The 14,782-nt window shown below is 74.2% G+C and carries 14 protein-coding genes; 3 read left to right on the top strand and 11 right to left on the bottom strand.

Features of this window, described 5'->3' with window-relative positions:
• Positions 1-19: 19 nt before the first annotated feature.
• A complete protein-coding gene (locus I4I82_RS30690) occupies positions 20-1,015 on the top strand; it encodes a LacI family DNA-binding transcriptional regulator (RefSeq protein WP_226370340.1) in 996 nt (331 codons plus the stop codon).
• A gap of 1 nt (position 1,016) precedes the next feature.
• Here the strand turns inward: I4I82_RS30690 and I4I82_RS30695 are convergent, their stop codons facing one another.
• A complete protein-coding gene (locus I4I82_RS30695; RefSeq protein ID WP_218590109.1) occupies positions 1,017-1,964 on the bottom strand; it encodes a helix-turn-helix transcriptional regulator in 948 nt (315 codons plus the stop codon).
• A 62-nt stretch (positions 1,965-2,026) separates the two neighbouring features.
• Between I4I82_RS30695 and I4I82_RS30700 the strand changes: the two genes are divergently transcribed.
• On the top strand, positions 2,027-2,443 hold the full coding sequence (locus I4I82_RS30700) for a VOC family protein (protein WP_218590108.1): 417 nt from the start codon (positions 2,027-2,029) through the stop codon (positions 2,441-2,443).
• Positions 2,444-2,517: 74 nt separating this feature from the next.
• The gene (locus tag I4I82_RS30705) at positions 2,518-3,306 is read left to right on the top strand and encodes a TIM barrel protein (RefSeq protein ID WP_218590107.1); all 789 of its coding nucleotides are present in this window, start codon (positions 2,518-2,520) and stop codon (positions 3,304-3,306) included.
• A gap of 196 nt (positions 3,307-3,502) precedes the next feature.
• On the opposite strand, the gene I4I82_RS30710 is transcribed toward I4I82_RS30705, so the two are convergent.
• Genes I4I82_RS30710 through iolB form a run of 10 tightly spaced genes read right to left on the bottom strand, consistent with a single transcriptional unit; the run spans position 3,503 to position 14,711 of the window.
• Positions 3,503-4,486, bottom strand: coding sequence for a LacI family DNA-binding transcriptional regulator (locus I4I82_RS30710; protein WP_218590106.1), 984 nt, complete (start codon positions 4,484-4,486; stop codon positions 3,503-3,505).
• 24 nt (positions 4,487-4,510) lie between these two features.
• Entirely contained in the window at positions 4,511-5,527 is a 1,017-nt protein-coding gene (locus tag I4I82_RS30715) for a Gfo/Idh/MocA family protein (protein WP_226370341.1), read from the bottom strand.
• Entirely contained in the window at positions 5,524-6,393 is an 870-nt protein-coding gene (locus I4I82_RS30720) for a sugar phosphate isomerase/epimerase family protein (protein ID WP_218590105.1), read from the bottom strand. The genes I4I82_RS30715 and I4I82_RS30720 overlap by 4 nt, the downstream gene beginning before the upstream one ends.
• Entirely contained in the window at positions 6,390-7,385 is a 996-nt protein-coding gene (locus I4I82_RS30725) for a Gfo/Idh/MocA family protein (RefSeq protein WP_226370342.1), read from the bottom strand. The genes I4I82_RS30720 and I4I82_RS30725 overlap by 4 nt, the downstream gene beginning before the upstream one ends.
• Positions 7,382-8,296, bottom strand: coding sequence for an ATP-binding cassette domain-containing protein (locus I4I82_RS30730; RefSeq protein ID WP_218590104.1), 915 nt, complete (start codon positions 8,294-8,296; stop codon positions 7,382-7,384). The genes I4I82_RS30725 and I4I82_RS30730 overlap by 4 nt, the downstream gene beginning before the upstream one ends.
• A 4-nt stretch (positions 8,297-8,300) precedes the next feature.
• Entirely contained in the window at positions 8,301-9,368 is a 1,068-nt protein-coding gene (locus I4I82_RS30735) for an ABC transporter permease (protein ID WP_218590103.1), read from the bottom strand.
• A 60-nt stretch (positions 9,369-9,428) separates the two neighbouring features.
• Positions 9,429-10,409, bottom strand: a complete 981-nt coding sequence (locus tag I4I82_RS30740) for a sugar ABC transporter substrate-binding protein (RefSeq protein WP_218596303.1) — start codon at positions 10,407-10,409, stop codon at positions 9,429-9,431.
• A 35-nt stretch (positions 10,410-10,444) separates the two neighbouring features.
• Positions 10,445-11,941: a CoA-acylating methylmalonate-semialdehyde dehydrogenase gene (locus tag I4I82_RS30745; protein WP_218596304.1), complete on the bottom strand. Its 1,497-nt coding sequence runs from the start codon at positions 11,939-11,941 to the stop codon at positions 10,445-10,447.
• Positions 11,938-13,824 carry a 3D-(3,5/4)-trihydroxycyclohexane-1,2-dione acylhydrolase (decyclizing) gene (iolD, locus tag I4I82_RS30750; protein WP_218594492.1) on the bottom strand — a complete coding sequence of 629 codons (1,887 nt, stop codon included), beginning with the start codon at positions 13,822-13,824 and terminating at the stop codon, positions 11,938-11,940. The genes I4I82_RS30745 and iolD overlap by 4 nt, the downstream gene beginning before the upstream one ends.
• Positions 13,821-14,711, bottom strand: coding sequence for a 5-deoxy-glucuronate isomerase (gene iolB, locus I4I82_RS30755; RefSeq protein WP_218596305.1), 891 nt, complete (start codon positions 14,709-14,711; stop codon positions 13,821-13,823). The genes iolD and iolB overlap by 4 nt, the downstream gene beginning before the upstream one ends.
• Between the last annotated feature and the right edge of the window lie 71 nt (positions 14,712-14,782).

Below are 14,782 nucleotides of genomic sequence, written 5' to 3' on the forward strand. Positions count from 1 at the left end.
GGTGTGTACCATCCGGCACGTGACCGGAGCTGTCAAGAGGCCGCGGCTGGAGGACGTCGCCGCCGCCGTGGGGCTGTCGACGGCGTCGGTGTCGCTCGTCCTGCGGGGGGTCGCCGGGCCCAGCGCCGAGACCCGCCGGCGGGTGCTGGACGCCGCCGAGCGCCTGGGCTACCGCGCCGACCGGACCGCGAGCCTGCTCGCGCGGCGGCGCACCCACCTGCTCGGCGTGCCCGTGCTGCTGCGCGACTCCTTCCGCACCGAGCTCGCCGAGGAGGTGCAGGTCGCCGCCGACGAGCACGGCTACGCGCTCGCGCTGTCGGGGATCACCCGCACCCACGACGAGGAGCGCGTGGTCGAGACGCTGCTCGACCTGCGCTGCGAGGGGCTGCTGCTGCTCGCCCCCGGGCTCTCGCCCGCGGCGCTGACCGCGCTGTCCGCGCGCGTGCCGACCGTCGTCATCGGGCGCCGGCTGCCCCCCGACGGCTTCGACGTCGTCCGGGTGGCCGACGGCGACGGCGTCGGCGACGCGGTCGACCACCTCGTCGCGCTCGGGCACCGCGCCGTCGCCCACGTCGACGGCGGCGGCGCCCACATGGCCGACGACCGCCGCGCCGGCTACCTCGCCGCGATGGCCCGCCACGGGCTGGAGCAGCGCGTGGTGCCCGGCGGCGACAGCGAGGACGCCGGGGCGCGGGCCGCCCGCGCGCTGCTCGACGCCGGGCCGCCCACGGCGGTGGTCGCGGCCAACGACCGCTGCGCGCTCGGCGTCCTCGACGTGTTCCTGCGCGCGGGCGTCCGGGTGCCCCACGACGTGTCGGTGGTCGGCTACGACGACGCCGAGCCCGCCCGCCTCGCCCACATCCGGCTCACGACGGTCAACCAGGACGCCGCGGAGCAGGCGCGCACGGCCGTCGCGGTGACCCTGGAGCGGCTCGACGGCGACCGCGTCGACCCGGTGGACCGGGTGCTGCGGCCGCGGCTGGTGGTCCGGGGCACGACCGCTGCGCCCCCCTGATCTACCGGTGGGCCGACGCCAGCTCCGCTCCGATGCGAGCCAGTTCGGCGCGCACCTCCGGCGGGCCGAGCACCGCGACCGCGGCGCCCCAGCCGGCCAGCGTGCGGGCGACGTCGAGCGCGGTCGGGGCGCCCACGCGCACCTCGCAGCGGCCGTCGGGCCCGGGCGGACCGGCGTCGCAGTGGCGACCGAACTGCGCGCGCAGCACGGGCACGGACCGGGCGTCGGCGACGAGGGTGGCGGTCAGCCGCCCGCGCCGCGCCTCCACCTCGTCGACGACCCGCTCCCACGCCCGCTCCAGCGCGAACCCCTCGGGCCGCGCTGCGGCGAGGCCGGTGACCTCGGCGTCGAGGACCCGGTCGACCCGGAACGTCCGCTGCCCGGCGTCGGTGCCCGCGACCAGGTACCAGCGGCCGTCCTTGTCGACCAGGCCCCAGGGGTCGACGAGTCGCTCCGTGGGCTCGCGGGTGCGCCCGGCGTAGTGCAGCCGGACCCGCCGGCGCGCCACCACCGCGCCCTGCAGCAGCTCGACCAGCGGCGGCCGGTCGTCGTCGCGCGCGCCCCAGGCGGCGGCGTCGACGACCACCGAGCCGGCCGCGGCCGCCGCCTCCTCGCGGAACACCGCGGGCAGCGCGCGCGTCAGCTTGCGCAGCGCGGAGCGCACCTCGGGGGCGCTCCCCGGTGACGCGGCCGGGCCGAGCAGCGCGAACAGCGCCCGGGCCTCGGGGGCGCTGAGCCCGGTCAGGTCCGTGCGGGCGCCGCCGAGCAGCGACCAGCCGCCGCCGCGGCCCGGCTGCGGGTAGACCGGGATGCCCGCGGTCGACAGGGCCTCGAGGTCGCGCCGGGCCGTGGCGACCGAGACCTCCAGCTCGGTCGCGACCTCCGCCGCGGTCACCCGGCCGCGGGCCTGCATCAGCAGCAGGACGGCGACGAGGCGATCTGCGCGCATCTCGCGAGCGTGCCACGGAAAGTGCTCAGGAGGTGAGCACTTCAGGCGGCAGGCTCGGGGCCATGACCACCTTCCGCGGATTCGCCACCCTGAACGTCTGGGCCGAGGACGTCGCCGACGCCGCCCGCTGGTACGCGCTCGTGTTCGGCGTCGAGCCCTACTACGAGCGGTCCGGCCCCGACGGCCGCCCCGCCTACGCCGAGTTCCGGGTAGGCGACCTGGAGGCCGAGTTCGGCATCATCAGCAGCGCGTACCGGCCGCGGGCGGCGTCGGGTGGCCCGGCCGGCGCGCTCCTGCACTGGGCTGTCGACGACCTCGAGGGGACGGTCGCGCGGCTGCTGGACCTCGGCGCCGTCCCGTACCTCCCGGTCGAGCCGCGCGGCGAGGGCTTCGTGACGGCGTCGGTCGTCGACCCGTTCGGCAACCTGCTCGGCGTGATGAGCAACCCGCACTTCCTGGACGTCCTGGCGCGCCCTTGACATCCGCCGCGGGTGGCGGCGACGCTGTTAGCACGTGCTAATCACCGCTCGTCGCTGCCACCCGAGGATGTGCCATGCCCTTCACGCTCGCCGTCTGCGCGGAGATGGTCTTCACCGACCTGCCGTTCCCCGAGCGGGTCCGGCGCATCCACAACCGCGGCTTCGCCTGCGAGATCTGGGGCTGGACCGACAAGGACGCCGCCGCGCTCGCCGGCACCGGCGCCCGCTTCACCTCGATGACCGGCTACGTCGAGGGCGACCTCACCACCCCCGACGGCGTCGACGCCCTCCTGCGCACGGCCGAGCCGTCGATCGCCTTCGCGCGCGAGATCGGCTGCCCGACGCTCAACATCCACGGCACCGGCCTCGGCGAGGGCGGGCTGCCGGTGCGGCCCGTCGAGGTCGTGACGGGGGAGATGTGGCTCGCCGCGCTGCGCACCCTGGAGCGCGTCGCGGCGCTGGCCGAGCGCTCGGGCGTCGCCTACGTGGTCGAGAACCTCAACACCGAGGTCGACCACCCCGGCACGCCCTTCGCCCGCGCCGCCGACACGCTCGCACTGGTCCGGGCCGTCGGCCACCCGCAACTGCGGATGAACCTCGACCTCTACCACGCCCAGATCGGCGAGGGGAACCTCGTCGACCTCGTCCGCCGCGCGGTCCCGTTCGTCGGCGAGGTGCAGGTGGCCGACGTCCCCGGCCGCTGCGAACCCGGCACCGGCGAGGTGGCCTGGCCGTTCGTCGCCCGCGCGCTGGCCGACGCCGGGTACGACGGCGTGGTGGCGATGGAGGCCTTCGCCTCCGACCCCTCCGTCGACGGTTCCGAGCGCGCCCTCGACTGCTTCCGGGAGGCCTTCACCGTCTGACGCACCCACACGCCCCGCGAGTCGGGCTCTCGTTGCGGGTGAGTCGGGATGGGACGGCGTGTTCGGGACGCTGTGGCTGTCACGGCCGCCGCCGACAGAGGTTCCGTACGCGGCGCACCCGCCGCAGCTGGTGTGCGGTCCGGCGCCCCGCACACCAGCTGCAGGCCATGTGCGGGCCACGAGACCGGTGCGCCGCTCAGGACCCCGGCGCCGGACGGCTGCTCCCCCGCCGCACGAGGGTGGGGGTGAGCACCTCGTGCCGCGGTTCCGTCCGGCCCGCCACCCGCTCCACCAGCATCTCCACCGCCGTGCGGCCCATGAGCAGGCGGGGCTGGTCCACGCTGGTGAGCGAGAGCAGGGGCAGGCCCGCGAAGTTCGTGTTGTCGTAGCCGACCACCGCCGGGGCCGGGTCGCCCGCCTCCACCAGCCGCGACCACGCGTCGACGGCCACGAAGTCGTCGTGCCCGAACAGCGCGGTGGCCCGCGCCCCGCCCGGCCACGACCCGGCGGCCGCGACGACGTCGTCGCCGGTGCGCACGATCCGCGCGGCGTCGCCGAGCCCGGCCTCCTCCAGCGCCTGCCGGTACCCGGCCTCGCGCCCGGCGCTGGCGGCGTTCTCGACGTCGGCGGTGACGTCGAGGATGCGGCGGTGGCCCAGGTCGAGCAGGTGCCGCGTGGCCAGCAGGCCCCCGAGCCGCTCGTCGGTGACCACGGCGTCGACGCCCGGACCGGCCGGCGGGCGCCCGACCAGCACCGTCGGCACGACGCCCGCCGCCTCGACCAGCCGCTCGTCGGGCAGCGCGGGGGAGATGAGCGCGACCCCGTCCATCCGCAGCTCGAGGAACGTCTCGATCGCCGACCGCTCGACGTCGGGGTCGCGCAGCCCGGTGTTGATCAGCACCCGCAGGCCGTGCTCGGCCGCGCCGCTCTGGATCCCGTCGACGACCTCGGCGAAGAACGGGTAGTGCAGGTCCTGCACGACGACGCCGATCGTGCGGGTACGCCGCCCGAGGTGCCGGGCGGCGGCGTCGGGCCGGTAGCCGAGCTCGGCGATGGCGTCGAGCACGACCCTGCGGCGGTGGTCGCTGACCTTCGCCGCGTCGCGCAGCACCAGCGACACCAGCGCCCGCGAGACGCCGGCGCGCGCCGCGACGTCCGCCTGCGTCACGCGTCGCACCATGCCGGGACTGTAGAACCGGCAGGGTCAGAGGCGCGTGCCCGGGCGCGGCGGCAGCCCGGCAGCCCCGTAGACGGCGTCGACCAGCTCCGCGGTCCGGACGGCGTCGTCGGCGTCGGCGAGGAAGGGCGCCCCCTCGCGCAGGTGCGCCCGCACCGCCTCCAGCTGGTAGACGTAGGTCGAGCGGGTGCCCAGGTGCTCGGTGCGCTCGCCGGACGGCCCGCGCACGACGACCCGGTCGTCGCGCTGGGGGAGCACGACGTTCATCGCCGTGGCTTCCCCCTCGTCGCCGACCACCCGGCAGGTGATCGCCAGGTCGTCGGACGCCATGTCGCAGTGCGCCTCGCCGGTGGCGCCGCCGGGAAAGGCGAGCTGCGCGGTGAGCCGCTCGTCGACGCCGGGGTGCCCGGCCCGCTCGTCGGCCCGCGCCGACACGACCTGCGGCTCGCCGCCCGCCCACGGGGCGAACGAGCGCAGGCACTGCAGCGGGTAGCAGCCGATGTCCATCACGGCACCGCCGGCGAGGTCGAGCTGCCAGCGCGGGTCGTCGTCGGGCGGAGCGGGCATGGTGAACAACGCCTCGACCCGCCGCAGCCTCCCCAGCTCCCCGGACGACACCAGCTCGTGGAGGCGCCGCAGCACCGGGTGGTGGGCGTGGTGGAACGCCTCCAGGACGGCGACGCCCGCGGCCGCGGCGGCGTCGCGCACCTCCCGGGCCTCCTCGGCGTTGCTCGCGAACGGCTTCTCGGTGAGCACGTGCTTGCCGGCCCGGACCGCGGCGAGGTTCCACGGCCCGTGCAGCGCGTTGGCCAGCGGGTTGTAGACGACCTCGACCTCGGGGTCGGCGAGGACCTCGGTGTAGGACGCCGCCACCCGCTCGACGCCGTGCTCCGCGGCGAACGCGGCCGCCCGCCGCGGGTCGCGCGCCGCCACGACGACGAGCCGGTCGCCCGTCTCCTGCGCGGGGGCGACGAGCGCGCCGGCCGCGATCCGGGAGGCGCCGAGGACGCCGATGCGCAGGGGTCCGGAAGGCTGCTCGATCACCGCGCGAGCATGGCACGCAGGGCGTCCACGCTCGTGCGCACGTCGGTCAGCGGGCCCTCGCCCACCGGCTCCTCGACCAGGATCGTGTCCTGCTCCAGCACGTACCAGCCGCCGTAGCCGTGCTCGCGGAGGTGGTCGATGATCGCGTCGAAGTCGACGTCGCCGTGCCCCACCGGGCGGTACATGCCCGCGCGCACGGCCTCGGTGTAGGTCAGCCGCCCGCCCTGCACCTGCCTGGCCAGACCGAGGTCGACGTCCTTGACGTGCGTGTGCGCGATCCGCTCCGGCGCCTGCCGGGTGAGCGCGACCGGGTCGGTGCCGCCGATGAGCAGGTGCCCGGTGTCCAGGCACAGCGCGATCGAGGAGCCCTCGAGCACGCGCTGCACGTCGTCGGTGTTCTCCACCATCGTGCCGACGTGCGGGTGCAGCACCGCGCGGACGTCCCGCTCCGCGGCCACGCCGGCCAGCCGGTCGAGGTTGCCCAGCAGCGTCCGCCAGCCGGCGTCGTCGAGGACGGGCCGGGTGTCGTACCCGTCGAGCCCGCTGATCGCGGAGAGCACGAGGGTGTCGGAGCCGGTGGCCGCGTAGGTCTCCAGCAGCTTCTCCACCTCGGGCACCGGGTCGTGGCCGGGCACGTGCAGCAGCAGCGGGGTGAACCCGCCGATGGCCTGCAGCTCGTGGCGCGCGAGCACCTCCACCGGGTCCTCGGGCAGGAAGCCCTCGGGCCCGAACTCGGTGGCCGCCAGCCCCACCTCCTGCATCTCGGCGAGGACGCGCGAGGGCGCGAGCTGGTGGCCCCAGCCGGGCACCTCGCAGACCCCCCAGGAGATCGGGGCGCCGGCGATGCGGTCGGTCGGGCGCGTCATGCGGGTACCTCCATGCTGACGGGCCGCCCGGTCCGCCAGGACTCGTCGGCGGCCAGAGCGAGGTCGAAAGCGGCGAGCGCGTCGCGACCGGTGACGGGGGGCGGGCTGCCGTCGCGGACGGCGCGGGCGAACGCGTCGAGCTCCGCGGCGTAGGCCCAGGGGTAGCGCTCCTCGAAGTCACGGGCGAGGTCGCGCGAGGCGAGCCCCGGCGTCCGCCACTCGACGCCGTGCACGTGCGGGGCGTCGATCCGGGCGGTGGCGAGCGTGCCCATGACCTCGGTGGAGCACTCGTAGCCGTAGCGGGCGCTGCGGCTGTTGTCGATCACGCCGAGCGCGCCGCCGGCGAAGCGCAGCACGGTCACCGCGGTGTCGATGTCGCCGAGCGCGGCGAACGCGGGGTCCGACGCCGCGCCGTGGGCGTGCACCTCGACGACCTCGCCGACCATCCAGCGGGCCACGTCGAGGTCGTGCACCACGACGTCGAGGAAGAAGCCGCCCGAGCCCGACAGGAACGCCGGGTCCGGCGGGGTCATGTCGCGCAACGAGGTGCGGAACAGCGTCACCTCGCCGAGCTCACCGGCCCGGATCCGCGCGGCCGCGGCGGCCCAGTCGGGGTCGCTGCGCCGGTGGAACCCGACCTGGAACACGATCCCGGCCTCCTCGGCGGCCTCGACCGTCGCCACGGTCGTCGCGCGGTCCAGGGAGATCGGCTTCTCGCAGAACACGTGCCGTCCCGCGGCCGCGGCCTGCGCGGTGAGCGGGGCGTGCGTCCCGGTGGGGGAGGCGATGGCGACGGCACCGACGCGGTCGAGCAGCTCGTCGTAGGACGTCGTCCACGGCACGTCGAACTCCGCGCCGGCGGCCTCCGCGGCCGCCGGGAGCGGGTCGTACACGCAGGCGAGGCGCGCCACCGAGCAGCGCCCGGACAGGGCGGCGGCGTGCACCCGCCCCATCCGGCCGAGCCCGGCCAGCCCGATCCCGACGCGCGTCACCTGCCCGGGCCCGGGACCGCGGTGCCGGCCGGGATCGTGATGTCGTGCGCCTCGGCGCCCAGCTGCTGCGCCGCCTCGGCCGCCGCGCCGCCGCCCTGCTGCAGCTCGTGGCTCAGCGCCTCCAGCTCGGCGCCACCGGCCATCAGGCCGGTGAGCTCGTCGCGGGTGATCTCGCTCTTGGCGAAGTCCCCGAGGCTGCGGCCGCGCTTGAGCAGCATGAACCGGTCGCCGACGGGATAGGCGTGGTGCGGGTTGTGGGTGATGAAGATGACGCCCAGGCCGCGCTCGCGGGCCTGGATGACGTACTTGAGCACCACCCCGGCCTGCTTGACGCCCAGCGCCGCCGTGGGCTCGTCGAGGATGAGCACCTTCGCGCCGAAGTAGACGGCGCGGGCGATGGCGACGCACTGGCGCTCACCGCCGGACAGGGTGCCGATCGGCTGGTCGATGTCGCGCAGGTCGATGCCCATCGCCAGCAGCTCGGCCTTGGCGATCGTGCGCATGGCGTCGCTGTCGAGGCGGGCGACCGGGCCCCGGCCCTTGCGGATCTCCGAGCCGAGGAAGAAGTTGCGCCACACCGGCATCAGCTTCACGACCGCGAGGTCCTGGTAGACGGTGGCGATGCCGGCGTCGAGCGCCTCCCGAGGGGAGCCGAACGAGACCGGTTTCCCCTCCAGCAGGAACTCGCCGCCGTCGTGCTTGTGCACGCCGGCGAAGATCTTGATCAGCGTCGACTTGCCGGCGCCGTTGTCGCCCAGGACGCAGGTGACGGCGGCCGCGCCGACCTTGGTGGAGATGTCCTGCAGCGCGATCACGCTGCCGAAGAGCTTGGTGACGCCGCGGATCTCGAGCAGCGGGGCGTCGGCCGCGGCGCTCGAACCGCCCGCGGGCGTCGTCTCGGTGGTGGTCATCGTGCTACCTCCCGCTCCGCTCGGCGTACCGGCGGACGTACTGGTTGGCGAGCACCGCGAGCAGCAGCATCGCCCCGAGGAAGAACTTGAACCAGTCGCTGTCCAGGCCCGCGTACACGATGCCCTGACTGGTCATGCCGAAGATCAGCGCGCCGATGGCGGCGCCGATCACCGACCCGTAGCCGCCGGTGAGCAGGCAGCCGCCGATCACCGCCGCGACGATGTAGATCAGCTCCTCGCCGAAGCCCTGGCTGGTCTGCACCGAGGTCTGCTCCATCAGCTTGAGCGAGCCGACGAGCCACGCGCAGGCGCCGACGCCCATGAACAGCGTGATGGTGGTGCGGGCGGCCGGGACGCCGATGTTGCGGCTGGCCACCGGGTCGCCGCCGACGGCGAAGGTCCAGTTGCCGAACCGGGTCTTGGCCAGCACCCAGGCGCCGATCGCGACGACCAGCACCCACCACAGGATCTGGATCTTGAAATCGACGCCGAACAGGCTGATCCGGCTGGCGAACAGCGGTCGCACGGTCTCGAAGTAGGGCACCTGCGACATGCCGCCCACCGACACCGTGCCGGTGATCAGCTTGGTGACGGCGAGGTTGAGCCCCTGCAGCATGAGGAACGTGGCGAGGGTGATGATGAAGCTCGGCAGGCCGGTGCGCGTCACCAGGTAGCCGTTGACGAAGCCGATGCCCAGGCACAGCACCAGCGAGACCAGCAGCGCGACCCAGATGTTGAGGCCCCACTGCGTGGTCATCACCGCGGTGGCGAGGCCGGCGGTGCCGGTGAGCACGCCCGCGGAGAGGTCGAAGTGGCCGCCGATCATGAGCATCGCGACGGCGACGGCCATGATGCCGAACAGCGACGCCGGGTCGAGCCAGTTCGAGATGCCGGGCAGCGAGTAGAACTGCGTCGACGACACGGCGAAGAGCACGAAGAGGATCACCGCGCCGATCAGCGAGCCGATCTCGGGGCGCAGGACGAGCCTGCGCAGCAGTCCGACGCGGGCCACGCGCTCGTCGGCGGCGGGAGGTGCGGAGGGCGGTGGGGTCGGGTTCAGGGTCGTGGTCATGGTGTGTGCTCCGGGATCCGGGGAGGGGAGCCGGTCGCCCGGCCCCCCTCCGTCGACCTGCTAGCGGGTGCCCGCGGTGGCCAGTTCCTGGACCTGGGCGGCGTTCTCCTGGGTGACGTAGCCCGGTCCGGTCAGGACCGGCTGCCCGCCGCCGATGGTGTTGAGGTTGGCCTTGTACAGCGTCAGCATCACGATGGGCAGGTAGCCCTGCGTGTACTGCTGCTGGTCGACCGCGAACAGCATCTTGCCGTCGGCGATGGCCTGGGTGACGTCGCCGTTGAGGTCGAACGTGGCGAGCTGTGCCGACGAGCCGGACTCGCCCACGGCGGTGATCGCCGCGGCACCGATGACCGGGCCGAGCGTCAGGACGCCGTTGATCGACGGGTCGGACTGCAGCTTGGCCCGGATGGTCGCCTGCGCGCCCGTCGGGTTGCTGTTCTCGACCTGCAGGTTCTCCACCGCGCCCCCGAGGCCCTCGGCGAAGCCCTGGCAGCGCTGCTCCAGGCCGATGTTGCCGGCCTCCTGGATCACGCACAGCGCCTTCGTCACCCCGGCGGCGGCCATCTGCTCGCCGGCCCCCCGACCGGCGATGCCCTCGTCCTGCCCGACGTGCGCGAGCGCGCCGAACTCCTTCGAGCGGTCCTGGCCGGAGTTGATCGTGATGACCGGGATGCCCTTGGCCGTGGCGGCCTCGATGGAGGACCGCAGCGCGTCGGGGTTGGCCATCGAGACGACCAGCCCGTCGACGTTCTCGTTCACGGCGGCGTCGATGAGCTGGGCCTGGCGGGCCGGGTCGCCGTTGCTGTCGCGGTAGGTCACCGTGACGCCCTCGTCGGTGCCGGCCTGCTCGGCGCCCTTCTTCACCACGTCCCAGAACGTGTCTCCCGCGGCGCCGTGGGTGACGACGGTGAAGTTGTACCCGTAGGTCCCGGAGCCGCCGCCGGCGTCCTGGGCCGACTGGGGCTGACCGGTGCCGCTGCAGCCGGCGGCGAGCAGCAGTACTGCCGAGGCGGCGACGACGGCGCCCGTGCGGAGTTTCATCGGTGTGTTCCTTCTTCTCGGGGGGAGGGGGTGGGTCAGGTGGAGGTGGGGAAGTGGAAGGACGAGCCGGAGGCGGCCTGCACCTGCGGCCAGCGAGCGGTGACGACCTTGGCGCGGGTGTAGAACGCGACGCCCTCGGGGCCGTGGATGTGGCTCTGCCCGAACAGCGAGTCCTTCCAGCCGCCGAAGGAGTAGTAGGCCATCGGCACCGGGACGGGCACGTTGATGCCGATCATCCCGACGTTCACGCCGCGCTGGAACCGCCGTGCGGCCTCACCGCTGGAGGTGAAGATCGCGGTGCCGTTGCCGTAGGGGTTGGCGTTGATGATCGCGATGGCCTCGTCGACCGACTCGGCGCGCACGACCGAGAGCACCGGCCCGAAGATCTCCTGGGTGTAGACGTCCATCGACGTCGTCACGTGGTCGATCACCGTCGGGCCGACGAAGAAGCCGTCCTCGTGGCCGGGCACCGACAGCCCGCGGCCGTCGACGCTCAGCGTGGCGCCCTGGGCCTGGCCGGTGCCGATCAGGTCGACGATGCGGTCGCGCGCGGCGGCGGTGATGACCGGGCCCATCTCGCTGTCGACGTCGCGCCCGGGGCCGACCTTCGTGGCCATCGCCTTCGCACTGACGGCCTCGACGAGCTCGTCGGCGGCCGACCCGACGGCCACGGCCGCCGAGATCGCCATGCAGCGCTCGCCCGCCGAGCCGAACGCGGCGGCGACGAGGTGGTCCGAGGCGTAGTCGACGGCGGCGTCGGGCATGACGATGGCGTGGTTCTTGGCCCCGCCCAGCGCCTGCACCCGCTTGCCGTTCGCGATCCCGCGCTCGTGGATGTACTTCGCGATCGGCGTCGAGCCGACGAAGGAGATCGCGGCGACGTCCGGGTGGTCGAGCAGGGCGTCGACCGACTCCTTGTCGCCGTGCACGACGTTGAACACGCCGTCGGGCAGGCCGGCCTCGGCCCACAGCTCGGCGGCGAGCATCGACGCACTCGGGTCGCGCTCGCTGGGCTTGAGCACGAAGGTGTTGCCGGTCGCGATGGCGACGGGGTACATCCACATCGGCACCATGGCCGGGAAGTTGAACGGCGTGATGCCGGCGCAGACCCCGAGCGGCTGGCGAAACGAGAAGAGGTCGATCCCGCCCGAGACCTGGTCGGAGTACTCGCCCTTGAGCAGCGTCGGGATGCCGCAGGCGAACTCGACGACCTCCAGGCCGCGCTGCACCTCGCCCTTCGCGTCGCTGAGCACCTTGCCGTGCTCGTCGGAGATGATCTCGGCGAGCTCGGCGGTGCGGGCGTTGACCAGCTCGCGGAACGCGAAGAGCACCTTGGTGCGCTGCGAGAGCGACGACTGGCCCCACGTCTCGAACGCGGCCTTCGCCGCCTGCACGGCGGTGTCGACGTCGGCGCTGCTCGCCAGCAGCACCTCGGCCTGCTGCTGCCCGGTGGCCGGGTTCCAGACCGGGCTCGTCCGGGTGGAGGTGCCGGTGGCGGGCTTCCCGCCGATCCAGTGGCTGACGGTCCTCACGGTGCGTTCCTTCCGATCAGGGGGCGCTGCGCGGCCTTGCGCGCCTCGTAGGTCGTGCGCGCGTCGCGGGTGCTCTCCAGCGCCGACACCTCGGAGACCGGCACGTCCCACCAGCTGTCGGGGTCGGGCACGGGCGCGAGCGGGTCGGTCTCGATGTGGATCGCGGTGGTGCGGGTCGCGGCGCGGCAGTGCTTGATCGCGTCGCGGAACTCCTCGATCGTGCGGACGCGGATCACCTCGGCGCCCAGGCTCTCGGCGTTGGCGGCGAGGTCGACGGGCAGCACGGCGCCGTCGAACCGGCCGGACTCCCCGCGGTAGCGGTAGCTGGTGCCGAAGCGCTGGGAGCCCAGCGACTCCGACAGCGCGCCGATGGAGGCGAAGCCGTGGTTCTGGACGAGGACCAGGTTGAGCTTGATCCCCTCCGACACGGCGGTGACGATCTCGCTCGCCATCATCAGGTAGGAGCCGTCGCCGACCAGGGCCCAGACCTCGCGGTCCCCGGCGGGATCGACCCGGGCGGCCATCTTCACGCCCAGCGCCCCGGCGATCTCGTAACCCATGCAGGAGAAGGCGTACTCGACGTGGTATCCCTTGCGGTCCCGCGCTCGCCAGAGCATCTGCAGGTCACCGGGCATCGACCCGGCGGCCTGGACGACGACGTCGCGCGGGTCGATCTCCTCGTTGAGCGTGCCGAGCACCTCGGTCTGCGCCGGGAGCGGGCCGTGCCCGAGGTGGAAGGCGCGGTCGACCTCGGCGTTCCAGGCCGTCGCGTCCCAGGTCTGCTCCCAGTGCCGCCCGTCCAGGGCGGCGGTCAGGGCGTCGAGGCCCTCACGGGCGTCGGCGAGCACCATCTCCCCGCCGTGCTTGGCGGCGTCGAGGGAGGCGACGTTGAGGTTGACGAACCGCACGCCCGGGTGCTGGAACGCCGTGCGGGAGGCGGTCGTGAAGTCCGACCACCGCGTGCCGACGCCGATCACGACGTCGGCCTCGCGGGCCAGCGCGTTCGCGACGGGGGAGCCGGTGGAGCCGACGCCGCCGACGGCCTGCGGGTGGTCGTGCAGCAGCGCACCCTTGCCGGCCTGGGTGTCGGCGACGGGGATCCCGGTGGCCTCGGCGAAGCGGGCCAGCGCCTCGGAGGCGCGCGAGTAGTGCACGCCCCCGCCCGCCACCAGCAGCGGGCGCTGGGCGCCCGCGATCACGGCCGCGGCCCGGGCGAGCGCCGCCGGCTCGGGCACCGGGCGGGCCAGGTGCCAGACGCGCTTCGCGAACAGCTCCTCGGGCCAGTCGTGGGCCTCGGCCTGCACGTCCTGGGGGAGCGCGATCGTGGCCGCGCCGGTCTGCGCCGGATCGGTCAGCGCGCGCATCGCGCCCAGCAGCGCCGCGGGGAGCTGCTCGGGGCGCCACACGCGGTCGAAGAACACCGAGAGCGGGCGGAAGGCGTCGTTGACGGACACGTCGTAGCCGTCGGCGCGCTCGATCTCCTGCAGCACCGGGCTCGCGACGCGCGTGGCGAACACGTCGGAGGGCAGCAGCAGCACCGGGATGCGGTTGGTGGTGGCGAGCGCGGCGCCGGTCAGCATGTTGGTGGAGCCGGGGCCGATGCTGGCGGTGCAGGCCAGGAACTGGGTGCGGTCGCGCATCCGGGCGTAGCCGACGGCGGCGTGCACCATGCCCTGCTCGTTGCGGGCCAGGTGGTATGGCAGCTCCCCGCCGTAGGAGCCGGGGGAGTCCGCGACCTCCAGCAGCGCCTGTCCCATCCCGGCCACGTTGCCGTGGCCGAAGATGCCGAAGCAGCCCGGGACGAGGCGCTGCTCCTCGCCGTCGCGCTCGCTCCACTGGTTGACCAGGAACCGCACGATCGCCTGGGCGACAGTGAGTCTCACTTCTCCTCCGTGCCGGTCAGGGGCAGGCGCGGGTCGACCGCCTGCTCGTCCCACGTGCCCCGCACCCACGCGTGGTCGGGGTGGTCGCAGATCCGCCAGGCCCGCTCCGCGCCGGGGCCGGCCATGACGTTGAGGTAGTAGAGGTCGTGGCCCGGGGTCGCCATCGACGGCCCGTGCCAGCCGTGCGGGATGAGGACGGTGTCGCCGGAGCGGACCTCGGCGCAGACGTCGATCTCGCGGCCGGGGCCCGAGGTCGACACGCGCTGGTAGCCGGGGCCGGGGGTGCCGTCGGGGCCGGGGGCGACCTCGAAGTAGTAGACCTCCTCGAGCACCGACTCGCCCTCGCGGTCCTCGTCGTGCTTGTGCGGCGGGAACGACGACCAGTTGGCGCCCGGCGTCAGCACCTCGACGGCGATCAGCGCGTCGGCGTCGAACGAGCCGGGCATGCAGAAGTTGTTGACCTGGCGGCTGCACGACCCGGCGCCGCGAAGCTCCACCGACACGCCCTCGGCGGGTCCGTAGCGGGCGGGCAGGCGGCGCGTCGCGCGGGCGGCGGGCAGCGCGAACCGGCCACCGTCCGCCGAGGTGACGGTGACCTGCGCGTCGCGCGGGACGTAGGCGAAGTCGGTGACGCGGCTGAAGACGCTGCGCCGGCCCTCGATCTCGAAGCGCTCTCCGCCCGAGTCGTCACGGCACTGCACGACGCAGGATCCGCTCAGCGGCAGCACGATCGTCTCGTCCTCGCCGGTGTCGAACGTCGCGCTCCCGCCCGGCTCCAGGGCCAGCACGCGCAGCGAGCTGTACTCCCAGCCGGCGGTCTTCGGCGTCACGACGAGCTCGAACGCGCCCTCGGCGGCCTCCCCGGCCCGGATCACCTGCCCGGTCATGCGGCACCTCCGGTGCTCGTGAGCGGGAACCGTGGCCCGGGCGAGGATCGCCGCGCACGGGTGGCGGAGCC

The sequence above is a fragment of the Pseudonocardia oceani genome (genome assembly GCF_019263585.2).
Taxonomy (GTDB): Bacteria; Actinomycetota; Actinomycetes; order Mycobacteriales; family Pseudonocardiaceae; genus Pseudonocardia; species Pseudonocardia oceani.

Bases quoted from the DNA above. Each gene is read 5' to 3' on its own strand.
- I4I82_RS30710 (WP_218590106.1), bottom strand. From the start codon at position 4,486: ATGGTGCGACGCGTGACGCAGGCGGACGTCGCGGCGCGCGCCGGCGTC.
- I4I82_RS30720 (WP_218590105.1), bottom strand. From the start codon at position 6,393: ATGACGCGCCCGACCGACCGCATCGCCGGCGCCCCGATCTCCTGGGGG.
- I4I82_RS30740 (WP_218596303.1), bottom strand. From the start codon at position 10,409: ATGAAACTCCGCACGGGCGCCGTCGTCGCCGCCTCGGCAGTACTGCTG.
- I4I82_RS30700 (WP_218590108.1), top strand. From the start codon at position 2,027: ATGACCACCTTCCGCGGATTCGCCACCCTGAACGTCTGGGCCGAGGAC.
- I4I82_RS30695 (WP_218590109.1), bottom strand. From the start codon at position 1,964: ATGCGCGCAGATCGCCTCGTCGCCGTCCTGCTGCTGATGCAGGCCCGC.
- iolB (WP_218596305.1), bottom strand. From the start codon at position 14,711: ATGACCGGGCAGGTGATCCGGGCCGGGGAGGCCGCCGAGGGCGCGTTC.
- I4I82_RS30735 (WP_218590103.1), bottom strand. From the start codon at position 9,368: ATGACCACGACCCTGAACCCGACCCCACCGCCCTCCGCACCTCCCGCC.
- I4I82_RS30730 (WP_218590104.1), bottom strand. From the start codon at position 8,296: ATGACCACCACCGAGACGACGCCCGCGGGCGGTTCGAGCGCCGCGGCC.
- I4I82_RS30705 (WP_218590107.1), top strand. From the start codon at position 2,518: ATGCCCTTCACGCTCGCCGTCTGCGCGGAGATGGTCTTCACCGACCTG.